The sequence below is a fragment of the Chloroflexia bacterium SDU3-3 genome, assembly GCA_009268125.1.
GTDB lineage: Bacteria > Chloroflexota > Chloroflexia > Chloroflexales > Roseiflexaceae > SDU3-3.
This window is the reverse complement of the sequence record WBOU01000007.1, coordinates 87618-105196: the sequence shown is the minus strand read 5'-3', so window position 1 is coordinate 105196 and position 17579 is coordinate 87618. Positions and strand designations below refer to the sequence as shown.

Genomic DNA, 17579 nt, shown 5'->3' with positions numbered 1-17579 from the left:
CGAGCGAGAAAGCTACGACTGGCCGAGCTTGCGCTTCAGCTCGGCAAGCTCCGAGTCGACCTCGCTATCGCGCTCAAGATTCTTGAACTTGTTCTCCAGCGAGTCGTTCTCCAGCTGGGTCATGGCGTCGGCCTTGGCCAGGCGGCCATCAACCTTCTCCTCCAGCTGATCCAGCTTGTCGAGCGCGCTCACCTGGCCGAGGCCGCGCGCGGTGCGCTGGATGGCCTCCTGAGTCTGGGCGCGGTTCTTCTTGGCCACGATCAGGTCGCGCTTGGCCTTCGTCTCGGCGATGCGGGTCTCCAGCTGGATGAGCGCCTGCTGCAGCTGCTCCACCTGAGTATCCTGGGCGTCCGACTGCTCTTTATACTCATTCGCAAGCTTGGAGGCCTGCACCTTGCGCGAGAGCGCGGCCTTGGCCAGCGTCTCATCGCCAGCGCGCAGCGCCGTCTCGGCCTTTGTCGTCCAGCTATCGGCCTCGGCGGTGTACTGCGTCTCCTTGGCGTTCAGGCGGTTCGCATCCGCCATCGCCGAGGCGACGTTGGTCTTGGCCTCATACAGCTGGTTCGTCAGCTGCCGAAGATACTCATCGGCCATCTTCTCCGGATCTTCCGCGTTGTCCAACATCGCATTGATATTCGCGCTGAGCAGGTCACGGATGCGGCTGAAGATCGACATGTCTCTTTCTCCTTAGCTGGCGTTATGTGTTTACGTCATCGTATCATACGGAGCGCGCCGGAACATGCCACTGCATCATTCTAGCACGCCGCCATAGTGATCTTCAATAACTTATACGTCAGAACCCGATCAAAGGTTACACACAGCAGGAAAAGAGCCATAGCTCTACAGCGGGCGCTTGGTAGGGATGCCTACGGCGCGCGGGTACTGCGCCGAGGTCGGCGCGATCTTGTCGATCACCACCAGGCTGCGCGGCTCGATCTCGGGCAGCTCCACCGGCTCCACGGCGGCGATCTGGCCGCCCAGCTTGGCAATAGCCCCGCGCGCCAGCTCCACCTCCTGCGCGATCTGGCCGCCCTTGGGGGCCAGGAAGCGCCCCCCAGGCCGCACCAGCGGCAGGCAGTACTCGCACAGCACGCGCAGCTCGGCCACCGCGCGCGAGACCGCCATATCGTAGCGCTCGCGGTGCTGCGGCTCGCGCCCCACCGCCTCGGCCCGCGCCACCACCACATCCACCTCGCCCAGCCCCAGCTCAGCGGCGATATGGCGCAAAAACGTGGCCTTCTTCTCAATGCTCTCCACCATGGTCAGCCGCAGCTCGGGGTGCAGAATCTTCAGCGGCAGGCCAGGGAAGCCCGCACCCGTACCCACATCGATCAGGTGCCCGGGCACCCCGCCCCAGCTCTTGGCGATCCGCAGCGAGTCGAGGAAATGCCGCACAGCAATGCCATCGGGGTCGGTGATCGCAGTGAGGTTGAACTGCTCGTTCCACGAGCGCAGCTCATCGGCATACAGGGCAAACTGGTCGCGCTGCAGATCGGTCAGCTCAAGCCCCCACGAACGCGCGACTGTTGTAAGCAATTTCATCTTCGCACCGTCACCATAGCTAGCCACCATAGTAGCTCAAGAAACCATCGCATATCAGCAGATCTATCGGTACAGACCTTGCATCTGTATGTACTCAACCACCGCGTCCGGCGTAAAGTAGCGGATGCTCCGGCCAGCGGCCACGCGCTCACGCAGCTCGGTGCTAGAGACATGCATATCGGGGCCGGGGTAGACCTGTAGCCGCCCGGCCAGGCTAGGCAGCTGCGCCAGCAGCCGCGTGCTGTCAAGCACCACCCCAGGGCGCTGCACGCCCACCACAGTGGCATACTGCGCGATCTGCCCAGCCAGATACCACCTCGGCATATCCATCAGCGTATCGGCCCCCACCAAAAAAAACAGCTCGCCCAGCTGCTGGCGGTGCAGCGCCTCAAGCGTCACTGCTGTATACGAGACACCCGCGCGATCCAGCTCGATCGTCGAGATTGCAAAGTGCGGGTTCTCCGCACAGGCCAGCTGCAGCATCTCTAGGCGTTGGAGCGCGGGCGTCACCCGCTGGCTGCGCTTAAAGGGCTGCTGAGCCGCTGGGATAAACACCAGCTGATCAAGGCCAAGTGCGGCCCGCACATCCTCGGCGAGCGCCAGATGCCCATAGTGGATCGGGTCAAATGTCCCGCCAAGAAGACCGATCTTTCGCGTCATAGGGGCATTATATAGCATCTTCAAAAAAACGAGCACTGGATGCACAAAGGCTGTGCCATCCAGTGCTCGCAGCACGATCACAGAACGCGGCTGGCTTAGATGTCCGCGTCCAGCCCTTCTTGGATCAGGTCCCACACCATCCAGGGCACGGCACGCTGATCCTCGGCATCGAGATCCTCGATATAGCTGGCCACAAGCTCAGCCACATCACGGCGGCTCAGCCGAAACGCACGATCGCCAAACTTTTGGAAGATCTGGCATGCCAAGATATCAGTCAGCTCAAACAGATCTTCCTCAGGAAGGCGCTGATCAGTCGAGTAGAGAAGGCCCCGCATGGCTTACCAATCCTCCCCGCGCCGCTGCGGGCGCTGGCGCGGCTGGGTGCGCTCTTGGCGGGTAGTGCGCTCGCCCTCGGCCACGCGTTCGCCGCGGTAGCGCGGCTCCTGGTAGCCATCGTCGGCAGACGCCACGGGCAGCATCATCTCCTGGGGCTCGTGGGCATCGCTCGCAAACGAGGAGTTCACCAAGCTATCGCTGATATAGTCGAGCACATCGCGGATATCGTCGTTATCCTCAAGCGCGTTGAAGGGCACCGTCGCGCCGCTCACCGTCTTTACGCTCGACCCGATCTCCTGCAGGGTGCGGTCGATCCCCGAGACAAGCCCGCGCATCACGCCCGCCAGCTCCTCACGCTCCTCCAGCGTCAGGTTGGCAAAGCCGATCAGCGCCTTCTCCTGGGCGCGCAGCAGCGTGGCCCGCAGGATGGCGATATCGGCCTGGGTCTGAAGCTCATAGCGCTTCACGAGATGCGCCTGGCGCACCTGCTCCACCAGCTCCTCCGAGGTCACCGGCGTCCACAGCAGGGCGGGGATGACAATGAAACCAATAATGCCGATCAGCACCTGCTGATAGACCAGATTGCTGTTAGCGGTCATCGGCTGGGCTGCCCACCAGCTCCACTGCAGCTGGAACGAGTAGAACAACAGATAGAGCGCGCTGGCCACCACCACCAGGTAGCCCCAGGTGCGGGCATTGATCTTCTGCAGCAGCATGCCGCCGGGCGACCATGGGATCAAGAACGAGACAAGTGCGGGAGGTGCCAGCACCAAGATCGCGGTAAAGGCCGCAGCAATCAGGCGGTTGTCGGTCAGGGCCGACTGCACCCCCCACCAGTAAAAGGCCGAGCAGACCATCGCCGCAAAGGCGAGGATGGTCAAGGCTGTTTTTGACGTGATCTGAAAGCCCGTAGGCCGCCGCCGCTGATCGCGGACCATATTAAGATAGCGACTGCTCAAAGCCGTTCCTTTCACAGGCGCTCGCTACGTCGAAACGACGCGATAACGCAGAAATTGCTGGTAATCCGAGCGCGCCTGGCTCGGCAGTGGGTGCCAGCTGCCCAGGCGCAACAGCAGCATCAAGGATAACATACCCCTGAATCAGATCTTCGCTACCGGCGGCCCGCATGCGCTCCTTTACCACAGGCGAGATTGCCGTCAGGCCATAGTCCTGATCGATATGGTATGGCACTTCCAGTGCCACCACCCCTGGGCGTGACGCCAGCCCGAATTGGGCCGTAGCCATAAAGTCGCCAATGAGGTACCCTATCTCAAGCTGTTGGCCGGTAATGGGATCATACCAGAAAAGCATTACGGGTGTAGAGGCTACATAGGGCTTCGGCTGATCAAAGGTAGTACGATCAGCCTGCTGATCGAGCCAGCGTGCGCTGTTGGAGCGAGGCAACGATGTGGGGATGGCAATCCAGACCTCAGGGGTCAGGGCCGGGGGGGGGGCTAAAAGAGCTGTTGGTGTAATGGTTTCAGTTGCACGCATCTCAGCCACACTGGTATCTACCGCCCCTTCGGCGGTAGCCGCCAAAGGCTGGTAGGTTTCCTCGGGCATTACTGCTGTAGCTTCTGAACCAGCCAGAGTCGGAGTTGGAAGCACAAGCGGGCGTGGCTGGCTACATCCAGTAAGGCAGATGATAAGAGTCGGCACGAACCAAAAGATACGTTTCAATGCTTTGCTGAACAGTTCAGATCTAAACCTTTAAGCAAAACGCAAATACCATATTGCTATCTACGAACGATATCGATTTTATGATTTCCCCTACATTAAACTATTTTTTAATAAAGAACAATAGAACTCCGGTCCCGGTTGCCTATAAGAAAAGATGGCTCTAACTATGGTAGATATTAGATAGCCTTACGCGATTAACGCAAAAAAGTGTTAATCATTAAGGCTAATACAACAGGCCAAAAGCTATCCATATTATGACACTTGTATGAGCAAGTATTATACCACAATATCACAGCTTATGTCAAAAATCCCGCTAAAAACTCTTGACACATAGGCCGCAATTAAGGCCTAACCCTTGCGTTTTAGATCTGGACAGCATATAATATCGTGCAGGTACCACAACATCGTAGCACAGGCCTGTCCGCTGGTTTCTGAAGCCGTACAGCAGCGAGAACGAGCTATGCTCGACAAGCAACTCCCCAGCGTACCGCAACAAGGTACGAGTGCGCAATCAGCACAAGAACTTGAGGAACGCGCCCTGATGGAGCAGTTCCTCGCAGATCCCGCCCACGACTACCGCAACCTCCAATATGGCGATACGGTCGATGGCATCATCATGCACATCGACAAAGATGAAATCCTCGTCAACATTGGGGCCAAAGCAGAAGGGGTCGTACCGATCCGTGAAATGCAATCGCTTTCCACGGAAGATCGGGGTGCGCTCAATGACGGCGACACGTTGCTTGTCTTTGTCCTCCAGACTGAGGACAAAGAAGGCCGCACCATCCTGTCCGTCGATAAGGCCCGCCAAGAAAAGAGCTGGCGTGTCCTTCAGCAAACCTATGAAAATGGGGATGTGATCGACGCCAAGGTGGTCAACTACAACAAAGGTGGCCTGCTCGTCAACCTCGACGGGGTGCGTGGCTTCGTCCCCTCTTCCCAGGTTAGCACCATCAGCCGTGGCCCCGAGACCCAAAAGCAGAGCGATATGGCCAAACTGGTTGGTCAAAGCCTCTCGCTCAAGGTCATCGAGCTGAACCGCAATCGCAACCGGCTTATCCTCTCGGAGCGGCAGGCGGCCCAAGAGGTACGCGAGGGCAAAAAAGGCGAGCTGCTCACGTCACTCAAAGAAGGCGACATCCGTACAGGGGTTGTCACCTCGGTGTGTGATTTTGGGGCCTTTGTCGATATCGGCGGTGCCGACGGGCTAGTGCACCTCTCAGAAATCTCGTGGAGCCGCGTCAAGCACCCCTCCGAAGTGCTCAAGCCCGGCGACAGAGTCCAAGTCTATGTCCTTGGGATCGACAATGATCGGAAACGCATTGCGCTCTCCATCAAGCGAACCCAAAACGAACCATGGGTCACCGTCAACGATCGCTACCATCTCGGCCAAACGGTTGAGGCCACCATCACCCAGCTCGCCTCGTTCGGCGCATTCGCCCGGATCGAAGACGGGGTGGAGGGGCTGATCCACGTCTCAGAAATGGGCGATGGCCGCGTCCAGCACCCACGTGACATTGTCGCCGAAGGCGACGCCGTGGAAGTGCGGATCATCCGAATCGATCCTGCGCGCAAACGCATTGGGTTGAGCATGCGCCAGCCAGATGAAGGCGGAACCCCAGAGAACGCAGAGACGGCAGACGACGAGGAAGCATAACATCCATTCCTGCTCCGCCTGCGTACTACGAGGGTATCCACATTCATCCTCCAGCACCACCAGATCCGCTTTTGCCCTGGGTCTGACGCTCGGAACCCCACAGGCATCCTTTGCCGACAAAGATGCCGCCGTGGTGTAGCAACAGGCGATTGCAGCAGATTGAATTGGAACGCCGTAAGCTAGTCTGGAGAACAGCAATGTCATCTGACCGCGTATATGACAAGTTTACCAAGCGAGCAAAGCAGGTGCTGCAGCTCGCGACCGAAGAAGCCAAGGCGTTCAACCATCCCTATATTGGCACCGAGCACATTCTCCTCGGCCTCATCCGCGAGGGCGAGGGCGTGGCCGCACGGGTGCTTGACGACCTGGGGGTAAAGCTCTCGCAGGCGCGGCACGCGGTGGAGTTTATCGTCGGTGTAGGCGAGCCAACCACCCGCCAAGAGCAAGACCTGACCGCCAGGGCCAAGAAAGTTATCGAGTACGCTATCGATGAGGCCAAGCGCCTCAATCACCACTATATCGGCACCGAGCACCTGCTGCTGGGCTTGGTGCGCAATGGCGAGGGCGTCGCAACTGGCGTGCTCGACATCATGGGCGTCTCGCTTGAGCAGGTGCGCACCCAAGTGATGCGCGTGCTACGCCAGGGCACCACCAGCTCGATGGAGCGATCGTCGGGCAGCGCAGCCGCAGGTGGCACTGGCGGCAGCGGCGGCAGCGCCCCCAACACCCCACGGCAGAGCAAGACGCCCTACCTAGATGCGCTGGGCACCGACCTGACCGAGATGGCCGAGGCAGGGCGGCTCGACCCGGTGATCGGGCGCAGCCACGAGATCGAGCGCGTCATCCAGATTCTCTCGCGCCGCACCAAGAACAACCCAGCCCTGATCGGCGAGCCAGGCGTCGGCAAAACGGCGATCGTCGAAGGCCTGGCCCAGCGCATCATTGCGGGCGACGTGCCCGACAGCATCAAGGGCAAGCGTGTGGTCACGCTCGACATGGGCGCGCTGGTGGCTGGCACCAAATACCGCGGCCAGTTTGAAGAGCGCCTGAAGCGTGTGGTCGACGAGATCAAAGAGACGCGCTGTATCCTCTTTATTGATGAGTTCCACACCATCATCGGGGCGGGCGGGGCTGAGGGCACACTGGATGCGGCCAACATCCTCAAGCCAGCGCTCTCGCGCGGCGAGCTGCAGACCGTGGGCGCGACCACACTCGACGAGTACCGCAAGTACATCGAGCGCGACGCGGCCCTGGAGCGGCGCTTCCAGCCAGTCACTGTCGACGAGCCGTCGATCGAGGAGACTATCGAGATCCTGCGCGGTATCAAGTCGCGCTACGAGGACTTCCACCAGCTGCAGATCGCCGAAGAGTCGATCAAGGCCGCTGCCACGCTCTCGGCACGCTATGTGCCCGACCGCTTCCTGCCCGATAAGGCTATCGACCTGATCGACGAGGCAGCGGCCCGCGTGCGCATGACCCGCTCGGCTACGCCGCCTGCGCTGCGCGATGCCCTGCGTGGCCTAGAGGCTATCCGCAAGGAGCGCGAGGCCGCCCTGGAAGATCAACAGTTCGATCTGGCCAACGATCTTCAGGAGCGCGAGGAGCGCATGCTCGACAAGATCGCCAAGCTTGAGGGCGACCTGGGCATCGGTAAAGACGCCCAAGTGAGCGACCGCCCCTATGTCACCGAGGATGATATCGCCGAGGTGGTGGGGATGTGGACCGGCGTGCCAGTGAAGCGGCTCAAGGGTGACGAGACCACCCGCCTGCTCGACATGGAGAAGATGCTCCACTCGCGTGTGGTTGGGCAAGAAGAGGCCGTCGTCACGATCTCGAAGGCGGTGCGACGCGCGAGGGCTGGGCTGAAAGATCCCAAGCGCCCGATCGGCTCATTCATCTTCCTTGGACCTACCGGCGTAGGTAAGACCGAGCTGGCCAAGGCCCTGGCTGAATTTATGTTCGGCTCGGAAGACGCCCTGATCAAGATCGATATGTCCGAGTTCCAGGAGCGGCATACCACATCGCGGCTGGTTGGCTCGCCTCCTGGCTATGTCGGCTATGGCGAGGGTGGGCAGCTGACCGACTCAGTGCGGCGCAAGCCTTACTCGGTGGTGCTGTTCGACGAGATCGAGAAGGCTCACCCCGACGCCTTCAACCTGCTGTTGCAGGTGCTGGAGGATGGCAACCTGACCGATGGTAAGGGCCGCAAGGTCGACTTCCGCAATACCATCATTATTATGACGTCGAACGTGGGCACCGAGCACATCCGCCGAGCCTCGAAGATCGGCTTCTCAGCCTTGTCGGGCATCGATCTGGATACCGACGATGTGCGCAAGAAGGTCGATGACTCGCTCAAGCAGATGTTCCGGCCCGAGTTCCTGAACCGTGTGGATGCGAAGATTATCTTCCACCCGCTGACCAACCAGGAGATCCGCCAGATCTCGACGATCATGATCAAGCGCGTTGAGCGGCAGCTTGGTGAGCATGGCATCATCCTGAATTTACACGACGACGCGTACGAACTGCTGTCCAAGCGCGGCTACGACCCGGCGTTTGGCGCACGCCCACTGCGCAGGATCATCACCAACCTGATCGAAGATCCGCTCTCCGAAGGCTTCCTGGAGGGTCGGTTCAAGGCAGGCGATACCGTGGTGGTCGACACCGCTACTATTGAAAACGGCGAGACCTACCTGCGGCTGCGCCCGATGAGCGAGGTCGAGCCCAACCCAGAGGCCCACGAGCCAGAGCCAGAGCCGGTGGCCTAGCGTCCACTCTCTGCCACGCCTTTTCTGCAAAGCCGTTAGGGAGATTCATCCCTAGCGGCTTTGTCTGTATCCCGGCATTCTAATGCACCAATAAGCCAAATAAGCGCTGGGCATACATTCCTACATGGTATAATTAACAAAATGGTCGAGGCACTTTTTCTTGGTAGGAACGAGAATCAAATTGGCAAAAACACGCACTATTTTTATCTGCCAACAATGTGGCTCACAGCAATCGCGCTGGATGGGGAAGTGCCCCGACTGCGGCACCTGGGACAGCCTGGTGGAGCAGGTGGAGCGGAAAGAAGCGGCAGTAAAAGGGCGCGGCGGCGGCATCGGCACCGAAAACTTCGGACGCCCTGTGCTGCTGCGCGATGTATCGGCAGGTGAGTTCGAGCGGCTGCCGGTGCTCGGCGACGAGTTCGCACGCGTGCTGGGCGGCGGCTTGGTGCCGGGCAGCCTGATCTTGGTTGGCGGTGACCCCGGCATCGGCAAATCGAGCCTGCTCACCCAGGTGGCGGCCCACTTCGCCGATGCGGTCGGCCCTGCGCTCTATATCTCGGCAGAAGAGTCGGTACACCAGATCAAGCTGCGCACCCAGCGCATGGGCATCGACCCACAGGAGCTGCTGGTGTATGGCGAGACCAGCCTCGATGCCATCTTGACCCAGATAGCCCAGATACGACCACGGCTGGTGATCGTCGACTCCATCCAGACTGTCTATCTTGAAGATATCACCTCGGCGGCGGGCAGCGTGAGCCAAGTGCGCGAGGGCGCACTGCGGCTGCTGCGGCTGGCCAAAGAGACCAATATCCCCATGTTCTTGGTGGGGCATGTGACCAAAGAGGGCGCTATCGCCGGGCCGCGTGTGCTTGAGCATATCGTCGATGCGGTGCTCTACCTTGAGGGTGAGCGCTTTCACCAGTACCGGCTGCTACGCGGGGTTAAAAACCGCTTCGGCTCGACCAACGAGGTTGGCGTGTTCGAGATGACCCAGCTGGGGATGATGGAGGTTCCCAACCCATCGCAGGTGTTCTTGGCCGAGCGCAGCGTGGGCACCCCCGGTTCGGCGGTGGCAGTGACCCTCGAAGGCTCGCGCCCGCTGCTGGTGGAGGTGCAGGCGCTGACCGCGGCCACCGCCAGCGCCCAGCCGCGTCGCACCGCCAACGGCTTTGACATGAACCGCCTACTGATGCTGATCGCCGTCCTCTCTAAGCGCGTGGGGCTACCGCTCTTCAACCAAGATGTGTATGTCAATATCGTCGGTGGGCTACGGATCAGCGAGCCAGCAGCCGATCTGGCGGTAGCCGCGGTCATCGCATCATCATTCAAGAATAAGAAGATCACCTCTGATCTGACGCTTATCGGTGAGATCGGGCTTTCTGGCGAGCTACGCAGCGTGAGCCAGCTTGAGCGGCGGCTGTCGGAGGCCGCCAAGCTGGGGTTCACCCGCGCGGTTATCCCCAGCGGGGCAGCCCCATCGCCTATCGATGGCATGCGGATCATTGAGGCACGCTCCGTGATCGAGGCCATCGATCAGGCGCTCGTTGGTGAACAATGAAAATCAGCCTCAACTTTCTGGTGCGGATCGCGGGCATGCTGGCGCTCGCCTTCGTGGGGAACTGGCTCGGCACCACCTTTGCCAACACCCAGCCTGGCCCCACCGAGGCCACCGCCATCCAGCTGCTGACGCTGGCGGGCGCAGGCCTTGGGCTGCTGACCACCCATCGCTGGACCCTTGAGCCGCTCCAGCAGGTCATCCACTATGTCAAGACGATCTCGATCGAAGAGCTGATCGGGCTGACCCTCGGTGCGCTGCTCGGCCTCTTTTTCGCGCTGCTGCTCGCGATCCCCATCGGCTACCTGCCCGCGCCGCTTGGCCAGTTCATCCCGATCGTCGTGGCGATCGGCCTAGGCTACGCGGGGGCGATCCTAGTGGCTGGTCGGCGACAGGATCTGATCGCGATTATACGTGGGCCAAAGACCCGCCCGGTGGTGGTGCCACCGCAGCTCCTGGACGCGATCGGGCACCAGCGCCGCCATCTGCTGGACACCTCGGCGATCATCGATGGGCGGATCGCGCTGGTCAGCGAAACCGGATTTTTAGAGGGGAAGCTACTGGTGCCGCGCTTCGTGCTCAACGAGCTGCAGACGCTGGCTGACTCGTCGGATGATATGCGGCGCGGCAAAGGGCGGCGCGGGCTAGAGATCCTCAACGAGATGCAGAAAGATGGCAAGATGGATGTCGAGGTGATCGACACCGAGCTGAACAGCAACGAGCCGGTCGACAACCGGCTGATCGCGCTGGCGCAACAGTACCAGAGTCCGCTGATCACGAATGACTACAACCTTGGCCGCGTGGCCAAGCTGCAGGGCGTGCAGGTGCTAAGCCTGAACCAGCTGGCCGATGCGGTGCGACCGCCCGTGATCCCAGGCCAAGACCTGTATGTGGTTATCCGCGATGTGGGGCGCGAGCGCGATCAGGGGATCTCCTTTTTGGAAGATGGTACAATGATCGTCGTCGAAGATGCGCGAAAGCTGGTGGGCAAAGAGGTGAGCGCCACTGTCACACGGGTGCACCAGACCCAAACCGGCCGGATCGTGTTTGCGCACCTATCCACCAGCAAGAGCGACATGGCCAGAGGCCCGCGGGTGCAGGAGACCCCAGCCCCCTAGAGCAGGAAAAGACTCACCCTATGCGCGCGATCATCCAACGGGTACAGAAGGCATCGGTCACGGTCGAGCAGCAGATCGTGGGCGAGATCGGGCAGGGGCTGCTGGTGCTGCTAGGCGTAGGGCATAGCGACAGCCCGGATGAGGCCCGCAGCCTCGCAGAGAAGATCGCGCAGATGCGGATCTTTGCTGATGCCGATGGCAAGTTTGACCGCTCGCTGATCGATGTGGGCGGCAGCGTGCTGGTGGTCTCACAGTTCACGCTCTACGCCGACACCCGGCGCGGGCGCAGGCCCAGCTTCACCGACGCGGCCCGCCCCGAGCAAGCCGAGCCGCTGGTGCGCGACTTCTGCGAGGCGCTGCGGGGCATGGGGCTGCCCACCGCCACCGGGCAATTCGGCGCACATATGGATGTGGCGCTGATCAACGATGGCCCTGTGACGATCATGCTGGACACCGATAGCCTGCGCGAGCCGCGCCGCAGCGGGGTGCAGGAATGAACCCCAGCCAGCAAAACCAAGATCGTGAGCAAACGTTAAGCGAGCTGGCGGCGCAGATCCGCCGCCAGCAGCTGGCGGGGGTGGCCTGTATGATCCTTGAGGCGGTTGAGCCAGTGGCGATGCTAGCTAGCCAGGTGGCACTTTTTGCGCAGCCCTTTGCGCCAAACAGCGGCTGGCAGCGCTACCTGGGCGCGCTAGGGGATGAGCAGAGCTGGCACTCTTTACGACGGATGGTCGATCAGCCGGAGTGTTGACAAACGTTTTCTTTTAGGATACACTCAAAGCCATTGCCCGGCCTGCCGTTGTAAAGAATTGTGCGAGGCCCTCTTGAATATACCGCTTCAGACAATCCTCTCGATTTTTTCTCTGGCTGCGATTTTCGTCATCGCGCTTATCACGCTTCTCCACCATGCCCGCGCTATATCTGGGAAACAGCGCATCGAGCGGCGATCGATCCCTGCGCTTGCAATCATGCGGCGAGCGCTAGAGCGCGGTGCGGAGACCGGGCGCGCGATCCATGTCTCGCCGGGGAGCGGCTCGATCGGTAGCCGATCCAGCACGGCGGCAACCGTCGCGGGGCTGCTGGCAGCCGAGCGGGTGGCCACCGAGGCGGCCTTCAACGGCGCGCCGGTGCTGGCCAGCAGTGGCGACGCGGTGGCGCACCTGGCCCAGCGCGGCTTCTTGCGCCAGGCGTACCAGCAGGCTGGGTTTGGCCAAGACTACGACCCAGTGAATGTGCAGATGCTGGCCCAGCAAGACCCTATGGCCTATGCCTCGGGCATGACCACCATCTACGGGCGGCAGCAGCTTGAGGCCAGCCAGATGCTTGGCAGCTTCGGCGAAGAGTTTCTGCTGGCGGGCGAGGTGGGTGCGCAGGCCGGCGTGGCCCAGATGGCGGGGGCAACCAGCACCACCCCGCAGCCGTTGACCTACCTCACATGCGAGGGCACGCTGATCGGCGAGGAGATCTTCGCCGCCGAGGCGTATCTCTCGCGGGCCACAGCGCCGCAGGCGCGGCTGCTCACCCAGGATCTGCTTCGCACCATCACGATCATCGCGATCATTGCGGCCACTGTGATGGGACTGCTCGGTGTACAGTTCTAGATGATCTGGTTTACAATACGCACTCCTGAGGCGTAAGCAGATCGTGCAGCAACTAAGGCTGCCGTCTGCTTCTTTGGTGCTTATGCGTGTTGATACCCAGCATCACCGCGAAAAAGACGAGTTCTATGTCTTCTCTCTTCCGCGATCCAAAACGGCTGCTGGCAACGATCATCGCTGGCGTCGCAGGGTTGATTGTTCTCATCGACCTTGTCATATCACTCCCGCAGGTAGGAGGCATCGCCCAGCTGCTGGTGAACTGGGCTGCTATTGTGACGGCAGTAGCCCTGGTAGTCGGACTGATCAACGTGGTCACGAGCCACGTTGGGCGGATCAGAAAGCGCGACTCGGACTGGGGCTATAGCGTGCTGCTGCTGGCCGCCATGCTGATCACGATCATCGTCGGCACGATCTTCTCACCCGTGTTCTCGGATGATGGGAGCACCGGGTTTGTGCTGCCGCGCAGCCTGATCGAAAAACCCATTCGCGCCATCTTTAATACGGTCTATCAGCCGCTCGCATCGTCGTTTCTGGCGCTGCTGGCCTTTTTTAGCCTGAGCGCCGCGCTGCGCGCCGTGCGCAAGCGCAGCCTCGACGCGATCGTCATCGTGGTGGTGGCGCTGGTGGTGCTTCTGATCACCGCTGTGCCATCCCTGGATATGCTGCCATTTGTGGGGTCGAGCATTGCCTGGATCAACGATTACCTTGTTCTAGCGGGTGCACGCGGGCTGCTGTTGGGCAGTGCCATCGGCGCATTAGTTGCCGGCATACGAGTGCTGCTTGGGTTCGATCAGCCATTTCTTGACCGGTAGCTTACGCTTGAAGATGCGAGATCGCAGGTACAGATCGCAGATCGTCTTCTCATACGACTAGCCTCTGTGTTCTGCCCTCCTTGATAATAAGGGTATAAGCGGTGAACCGCGATCCATCTGATACAAACACAAACCTACCTCCATGGCTGCGCGATCAGCCGCTGCCGCCGAAACCAGCATCGCAGGCGGGCCACGCCGAACGTGCGGCATCTTGGCAGGCGGCGCCCAGCGATGCTAGCGCACCTAGCAATGCGGTGCCCGACTGGCTAAGCGGGGCTAGCCCGGCTGCGCCTCAGCAAAGCGAGACGCTTCCCGACTGGCTCCGCGAGTCGGCGGCTACCTCCGCGCCCCAGGCTGAGGAGACCATCCCCGACTGGCTCCGCGAGTCGGCGGCTACCCCCGCGCCCCAGGCTGAGGAGGCTGTCCCCGACTGGCTCCGCGAGTCGGCGGCTGCCCCCGCGCCCCAGGCTGAGGAGGCTGTCCCCGACTGGCTCCGCGAGTCGGCGGCTACCCCCGCGCCCCAGGCTGAGGAGACCGTCCCCGACTGGCTCCGCGAGTCGGCGGCTACCCCCGCGCCCCAGGCTGAGGAGACCGTCCCCGACTGGCTGCAGGGCATAAGCGAGCAGGCACCAGAGCCGAGCACCCGCGCAGCAGATCCACCCCTTGACCGTCCGGAGGAAGTGCCGGATTGGCTGAAGGCCATGGCCGAACAGCCCGAGGAGCCAGCACCAGAGAGCAGTAGCTGGAATGTGGCAGCCGAACCCGCGCAGCCCACCACGCCTACCCTATGGGATGACCCCACTCCTACAGCTGAGCAAACAGGCTACGCGACAGAGAAGCTTGACATCAACGACTGGCTCAACGACATCCCAATGGACGATGTCAAGGCCGCAATGGAAGGTACGGATGAAGAGCCGACGATAGAGCCCTTCAGCTTCGAGGGCATGGGCGGCAGCAGCACACCGGCACCACAAAGCGGCCCGCCCGCATGGCTTGGCAGCGATGACTCGGCAGGTGGCACCGCTGACTGGTTTAGCGCCAGCGAGCAGCCCGCGCGACCGCAGCCTAATCAGCCCGCCGAAGACCTATCTGATAACGACGCGCCGAGTTGGCTCTCCAGCGCTACTGAGGACACAGCATCCAGCGACGCGCCGAGCTGGCTCTCCAGCGCTACTGAGGACACGGCATCCAGCGACGTACCAAGCTGGGAGGCACCTAGCAGCCTGCCGCCAGCCAACGATGCAGCAAGCAGTGGTGAAGATCTCCCCCCCTGGCTACAAGAAAGTATCGACGACGCCGAGCAGAGTCCGCTGCTGGCATCTGGAACAGGAACGCCATCCTGGCTGCAGGAGGCGTCCCAGCCGACTGAGCCAGGCCGCGACGAGAGCGTCCCCTCCTGGCTGCAGGAGGCGTCCCAGCCGACTGAGCCAGGCCGCGACGAGAGCGTCCCCTCCTGGCTGCAGGAGGCGTCCCAGCCGACTGAGCCAGGCCGCGACGAGAGCGTCCCCTCCTGGCTGCAGGCAAGCGAGTCGGCTCTGCCGATCGACACACCGCCACGGCAGCAGCCGGAGCCAGCCACACCCGACTGGCTTGAGTCGCCCGCCGGTGCCAGCCAGCCGCAGGGCGCGCCCGAGGTGCCCGACTGGCTCCGCGAGGCGGAGACCGCCTCGCCGCAGCCGATGGATGAGACCCTGCCAGCATGGATGCGCGGCGTGCAGGCCGAGCCAGCCGCACCAGCGCCCAAGCCAGCACCAGCGCCCGAGCCAGCACCCAAGCCAGCGCCCGAACCACTTGGCGGAGGCCAAGATCTGCCACCTTGGCTGCGCGACGAGAGCGGCGCGCCGATGCCCAGCGCATCCAGCCCTGGCGAGCAGGATCTGCCACCCTGGCTGAAAGGCGCCACGCTCGACCCGGAGATCGAAAGCACGCTGGCGGCCCAGGCACAGCAGCCAGCGCCCGATCCGCAGCCTGCGGCAGACCCAGCGCAGCCCGCAGTCGGCGGCTGGTTCGATGAGCCAGAGCCAGCGGCGGAGCCAGAGCAGGCCGAGAGCGATTCCAACTTCTTCGGCGCAGCCGATCTGCCCGCGTGGCTGCGCCAGCCCGAGCAGAAGGCCACCCCCGAGAAGGTGGCCGAGAGCAAGGCGCTCGACTGGCTCACCAAGCTCGGATCGACCGAGGAAGAGGAGCAGGCCCCTACACCCCAGGCCGTCGTCACCACGCGCTTCGCGCCGCCGCCAAACCCGGTCAAGACCGAGTCGCAGCTGCAGGCCATCGCGCTGCTTGAGCGGATCGCCCGTGACCCGCAGCCAGCGCGGGCAGCCAGCCAAGAGGAGCCCAAGGCCCCAGCTACCCGCTCGATCCTGAGCGTCGATCGCGTGCTCTACCTGCTGCTGATCGCCGTGCTGCTGGCGGGAGCGCTGGTGCCCGCACTAACAAGCCAGCTGCAGGCCCCAGCGGCAGATACCAAAGCCCAGGCGCTGCACGAGCAGATCAGCAAGCTCGGGCCAAACGATGTGGTGCTGATCGGCTACGACTGGGATGCGCGCCGAGTGGCCGAGCTACGACCGCTGGAGCAAAGCGTGGTCGGCCAGCTGATCGAGCAGAAAGTCAAGCTCGTGCTCGTGAGCACCGACCCGCAAGGATCGCTGCTGCTATACGATCTACGCGATAAGCTGAGCGCTGCGCAGTACCGCCCGAGCGGCATCGACTACCTGCTGCTGGGGTACCAGCCCGGCGGCGAGCTGGCCCTGCGATCGCTGGCGCAGAACTTTGGCAACACGCTCAACGCCGACTTCCAGGGCGAGGATATGACCAGCAGCCCGCTGGCGCTCGGAACATCCACCGGCACCAACACGCCGCTGACCAGCCTGAAGAACTTCTCCATGATCATGCTGCTGGCCGACGATCAGTCCGACATCCAGAGCTGGATGGAGCAGATCTACCAGGCCGCGCCCGATGTACCTTTCGCCACCCTGATGACCGCCGAAGCCGCACCGGCCTCCGAACCATACCAGCGGCAGCCGCACGTGTTTGGGCTAGTGGGGGCGCCGGGCGCCCTAGCCTATGCCGCGCTGCGCGGCGATGCCCAGGGCACGGCAGCGGTCGAGACTGGGCAGCTACGCCTGGGAATGATCGCCTTCGTCAGCCTGCTGCTCGTCGGAGCTATTGTTGCTGCCATCGTCGATGCGACGCGACGGAGAAAAGCATGACCCAGCTGATCGCTCAAATTATCGCCGCGCTGCTGACCGTGATGGTTCTAAGCCGGATCTTTGGGGATAACCCCTTCTTTCGTGTGGCGCAATACCTGTTTGTCGGCGTCTCGCTGGGGCTGGCCTTCGTGGTGGCCTACCAAGAGGTGCTGCAGCGCGCGGTGCTGGCCACGGCCAGCAACCTGAGCGCCACCACCCTGACGCTCTACGCCGTCCCCCTGGTGCTTGGCGTGCTGCTGCTGCCGCGCATCACCACCGACCAGCGCTACTCGTGGCTGGCCAATATCCCGCTCTCGCTCGTGTTCGGCGTGGGCGCCGCGCTGGCCGCTGGCGGTGCAATGGTGGGCACGCTCGTACCGCAGATCCGCGCAAGCGCCCAAGCTGCCGGCCAAGATATCAGCCAGATCGCTGGCGTCGCCGTGCTGGCCATCGGCACCGTGGCGGTGCTCTGCCGCTTCTACTTCACCACCAATCAGAAAACGCCCGTCGGCCAGCTGGTGCAGCGGGCAGCGGTGCTGGGCCACTGGGTGCTCATGATCGCATTCGGCTTCTTCTTCGCCAGCGCGGTGCAGACCTACCTCGCGGCGCTGAGCGAGCGCGTGCGCTTCCTGATCACCTGGTAGGCCCACCGCGCGCCGAGCGGATGG

At 62.2% G+C, this 17579-nt stretch carries 16 protein-coding genes; 10 read left to right on the top strand and 6 right to left on the bottom strand.

All coding sequences use genetic code 11. The features are described 5' to 3' along the window. Positions 1 to 12 precede the first annotated feature (12 nt). The 6 genes from F8S13_13425 to F8S13_13400 form a co-directional block, all read right to left on the bottom strand. The gene (locus F8S13_13425) at positions 13 to 675 is read right to left on the bottom strand and encodes a phage shock protein A (protein ID KAB8142556.1); all 663 of its coding nucleotides are present in this window, start codon (positions 673 to 675) and stop codon (positions 13 to 15) included. A 165-nt stretch (positions 676 to 840) separates the two neighbouring features. After that, on the bottom strand, positions 841 to 1542 hold the full coding sequence (gene rsmG, locus F8S13_13420; protein KAB8142555.1) for a 16S rRNA (guanine(527)-N(7))-methyltransferase RsmG: 702 nt from the start codon (positions 1540 to 1542) through the stop codon (positions 841 to 843). A 63-nt stretch (positions 1543 to 1605) separates the two neighbouring features. After that, a complete protein-coding gene (locus F8S13_13415; GenBank protein ID KAB8142554.1) occupies positions 1606 to 2202 on the bottom strand; it encodes a nicotinate-nucleotide adenylyltransferase in 597 nt (198 codons plus the stop codon). Positions 2203 to 2297: 95 nt separating this feature from the next. Next, positions 2298 to 2537, bottom strand: a complete 240-nt coding sequence (locus tag F8S13_13410) for a hypothetical protein (GenBank protein ID KAB8142553.1) — start codon at positions 2535 to 2537, stop codon at positions 2298 to 2300. A gap of 3 nt (positions 2538 to 2540) precedes the next feature. Then, positions 2541 to 3497: a hypothetical protein gene (locus F8S13_13405; GenBank protein ID KAB8142552.1), complete on the bottom strand. Its 957-nt coding sequence runs from the start codon at positions 3495 to 3497 to the stop codon at positions 2541 to 2543. Then, a complete protein-coding gene (locus F8S13_13400) occupies positions 3478 to 4101 on the bottom strand; it encodes a hypothetical protein (GenBank protein ID KAB8142551.1) in 624 nt (207 codons plus the stop codon). Before F8S13_13400 ends, F8S13_13405 begins: the two co-directional genes overlap by 20 nt. 577 nt (positions 4102 to 4678) lie before the next feature. On the opposite strand from F8S13_13400, the gene rpsA reads away from it, so the two are divergent. From rpsA to F8S13_13350, 10 genes are all read left to right on the top strand, one after another. Beyond that, the gene (gene rpsA, locus F8S13_13395) at positions 4679 to 5875 is read left to right on the top strand and encodes a 30S ribosomal protein S1 (GenBank protein ID KAB8142550.1); all 1197 of its coding nucleotides are present in this window, start codon (positions 4679 to 4681) and stop codon (positions 5873 to 5875) included. Positions 5876 to 6072: 197 nt separating this feature from the next. Next, positions 6073 to 8640: an ATP-dependent Clp protease ATP-binding subunit gene (locus F8S13_13390; GenBank protein KAB8142549.1), complete on the top strand. Its 2568-nt coding sequence runs from the start codon at positions 6073 to 6075 to the stop codon at positions 8638 to 8640. 181 nt (positions 8641 to 8821) lie between these two features. Further along, the gene (gene radA / locus F8S13_13385; protein KAB8142548.1) at positions 8822 to 10198 is read left to right on the top strand and encodes a DNA repair protein RadA; all 1377 of its coding nucleotides are present in this window, start codon (positions 8822 to 8824) and stop codon (positions 10196 to 10198) included. Next, the gene (locus tag F8S13_13380; protein ID KAB8142547.1) at positions 10195 to 11313 is read left to right on the top strand and encodes a twitching motility protein PilT; all 1119 of its coding nucleotides are present in this window, start codon (positions 10195 to 10197) and stop codon (positions 11311 to 11313) included. Before radA ends, F8S13_13380 begins: the two co-directional genes overlap by 4 nt. Positions 11314 to 11333: 20 nt before the next feature. Then, positions 11334 to 11810 (top strand): D-tyrosyl-tRNA(Tyr) deacylase, encoded by a 477-nt coding sequence (locus F8S13_13375; GenBank protein ID KAB8142546.1) that lies wholly within the window; start codon positions 11334 to 11336, stop codon positions 11808 to 11810. Further along, a complete protein-coding gene (locus F8S13_13370; protein ID KAB8142545.1) occupies positions 11807 to 12064 on the top strand; it encodes a hypothetical protein in 258 nt (85 codons plus the stop codon). The genes F8S13_13375 and F8S13_13370 overlap by 4 nt, the downstream gene beginning before the upstream one ends. Positions 12065 to 12137: 73 nt before the next feature. Further along, complete coding sequence (locus tag F8S13_13365; GenBank protein ID KAB8142544.1) at positions 12138 to 12914, top strand: hypothetical protein; 777 nt, start codon at positions 12138 to 12140, stop codon at positions 12912 to 12914. Positions 12915 to 13039: 125 nt separating this feature from the next. Next, positions 13040 to 13723 (top strand): hypothetical protein, encoded by a 684-nt coding sequence (locus F8S13_13360; GenBank protein KAB8142543.1) that lies wholly within the window; start codon positions 13040 to 13042, stop codon positions 13721 to 13723. A gap of 254 nt (positions 13724 to 13977) precedes the next feature. Next, positions 13978 to 16932, top strand: coding sequence for a hypothetical protein (locus F8S13_13355; GenBank protein ID KAB8142542.1), 2955 nt, complete (start codon positions 13978 to 13980; stop codon positions 16930 to 16932). Next, positions 16929 to 17555 carry a hypothetical protein gene (locus tag F8S13_13350; protein KAB8142541.1) on the top strand — a complete coding sequence of 209 codons (627 nt, stop codon included), beginning with the start codon at positions 16929 to 16931 and terminating at the stop codon, positions 17553 to 17555. Before F8S13_13355 ends, F8S13_13350 begins: the two co-directional genes overlap by 4 nt. The last annotated feature ends 24 nt before the right edge of the window (positions 17556 to 17579 follow it).

What these genes read in the sequence shown, in the direction of transcription:
- F8S13_13350 (KAB8142541.1), top strand. Translation starts at nt 16,929, where the DNA reads ATGACCCAGCTGATCGCTCAAATTATCGCCGCGCTGCTGACCGTGATG.
- F8S13_13410 (KAB8142553.1), bottom strand. Translation starts at nt 2,537, where the DNA reads ATGCGGGGCCTTCTCTACTCGACTGATCAGCGCCTTCCTGAGGAAGAT.
- F8S13_13370 (KAB8142545.1), top strand. Translation starts at nt 11,807, where the DNA reads ATGAACCCCAGCCAGCAAAACCAAGATCGTGAGCAAACGTTAAGCGAG.
- F8S13_13380 (KAB8142547.1), top strand. Translation starts at nt 10,195, where the DNA reads ATGAAAATCAGCCTCAACTTTCTGGTGCGGATCGCGGGCATGCTGGCG.
- rsmG (KAB8142555.1), bottom strand. Translation starts at nt 1,542, where the DNA reads ATGAAATTGCTTACAACAGTCGCGCGTTCGTGGGGGCTTGAGCTGACC.
- F8S13_13375 (KAB8142546.1), top strand. Translation starts at nt 11,334, where the DNA reads ATGCGCGCGATCATCCAACGGGTACAGAAGGCATCGGTCACGGTCGAG.
- F8S13_13390 (KAB8142549.1), top strand. Translation starts at nt 6,073, where the DNA reads ATGTCATCTGACCGCGTATATGACAAGTTTACCAAGCGAGCAAAGCAG.
- F8S13_13400 (KAB8142551.1), bottom strand. Translation starts at nt 4,101, where the DNA reads ATGCCCGAGGAAACCTACCAGCCTTTGGCGGCTACCGCCGAAGGGGCG.
- F8S13_13360 (KAB8142543.1), top strand. Translation starts at nt 13,040, where the DNA reads ATGTCTTCTCTCTTCCGCGATCCAAAACGGCTGCTGGCAACGATCATC.
- rpsA (KAB8142550.1), top strand. Translation starts at nt 4,679, where the DNA reads ATGCTCGACAAGCAACTCCCCAGCGTACCGCAACAAGGTACGAGTGCG.
- F8S13_13415 (KAB8142554.1), bottom strand. Translation starts at nt 2,202, where the DNA reads ATGACGCGAAAGATCGGTCTTCTTGGCGGGACATTTGACCCGATCCAC.
- F8S13_13425 (KAB8142556.1), bottom strand. Translation starts at nt 675, where the DNA reads ATGTCGATCTTCAGCCGCATCCGTGACCTGCTCAGCGCGAATATCAAT.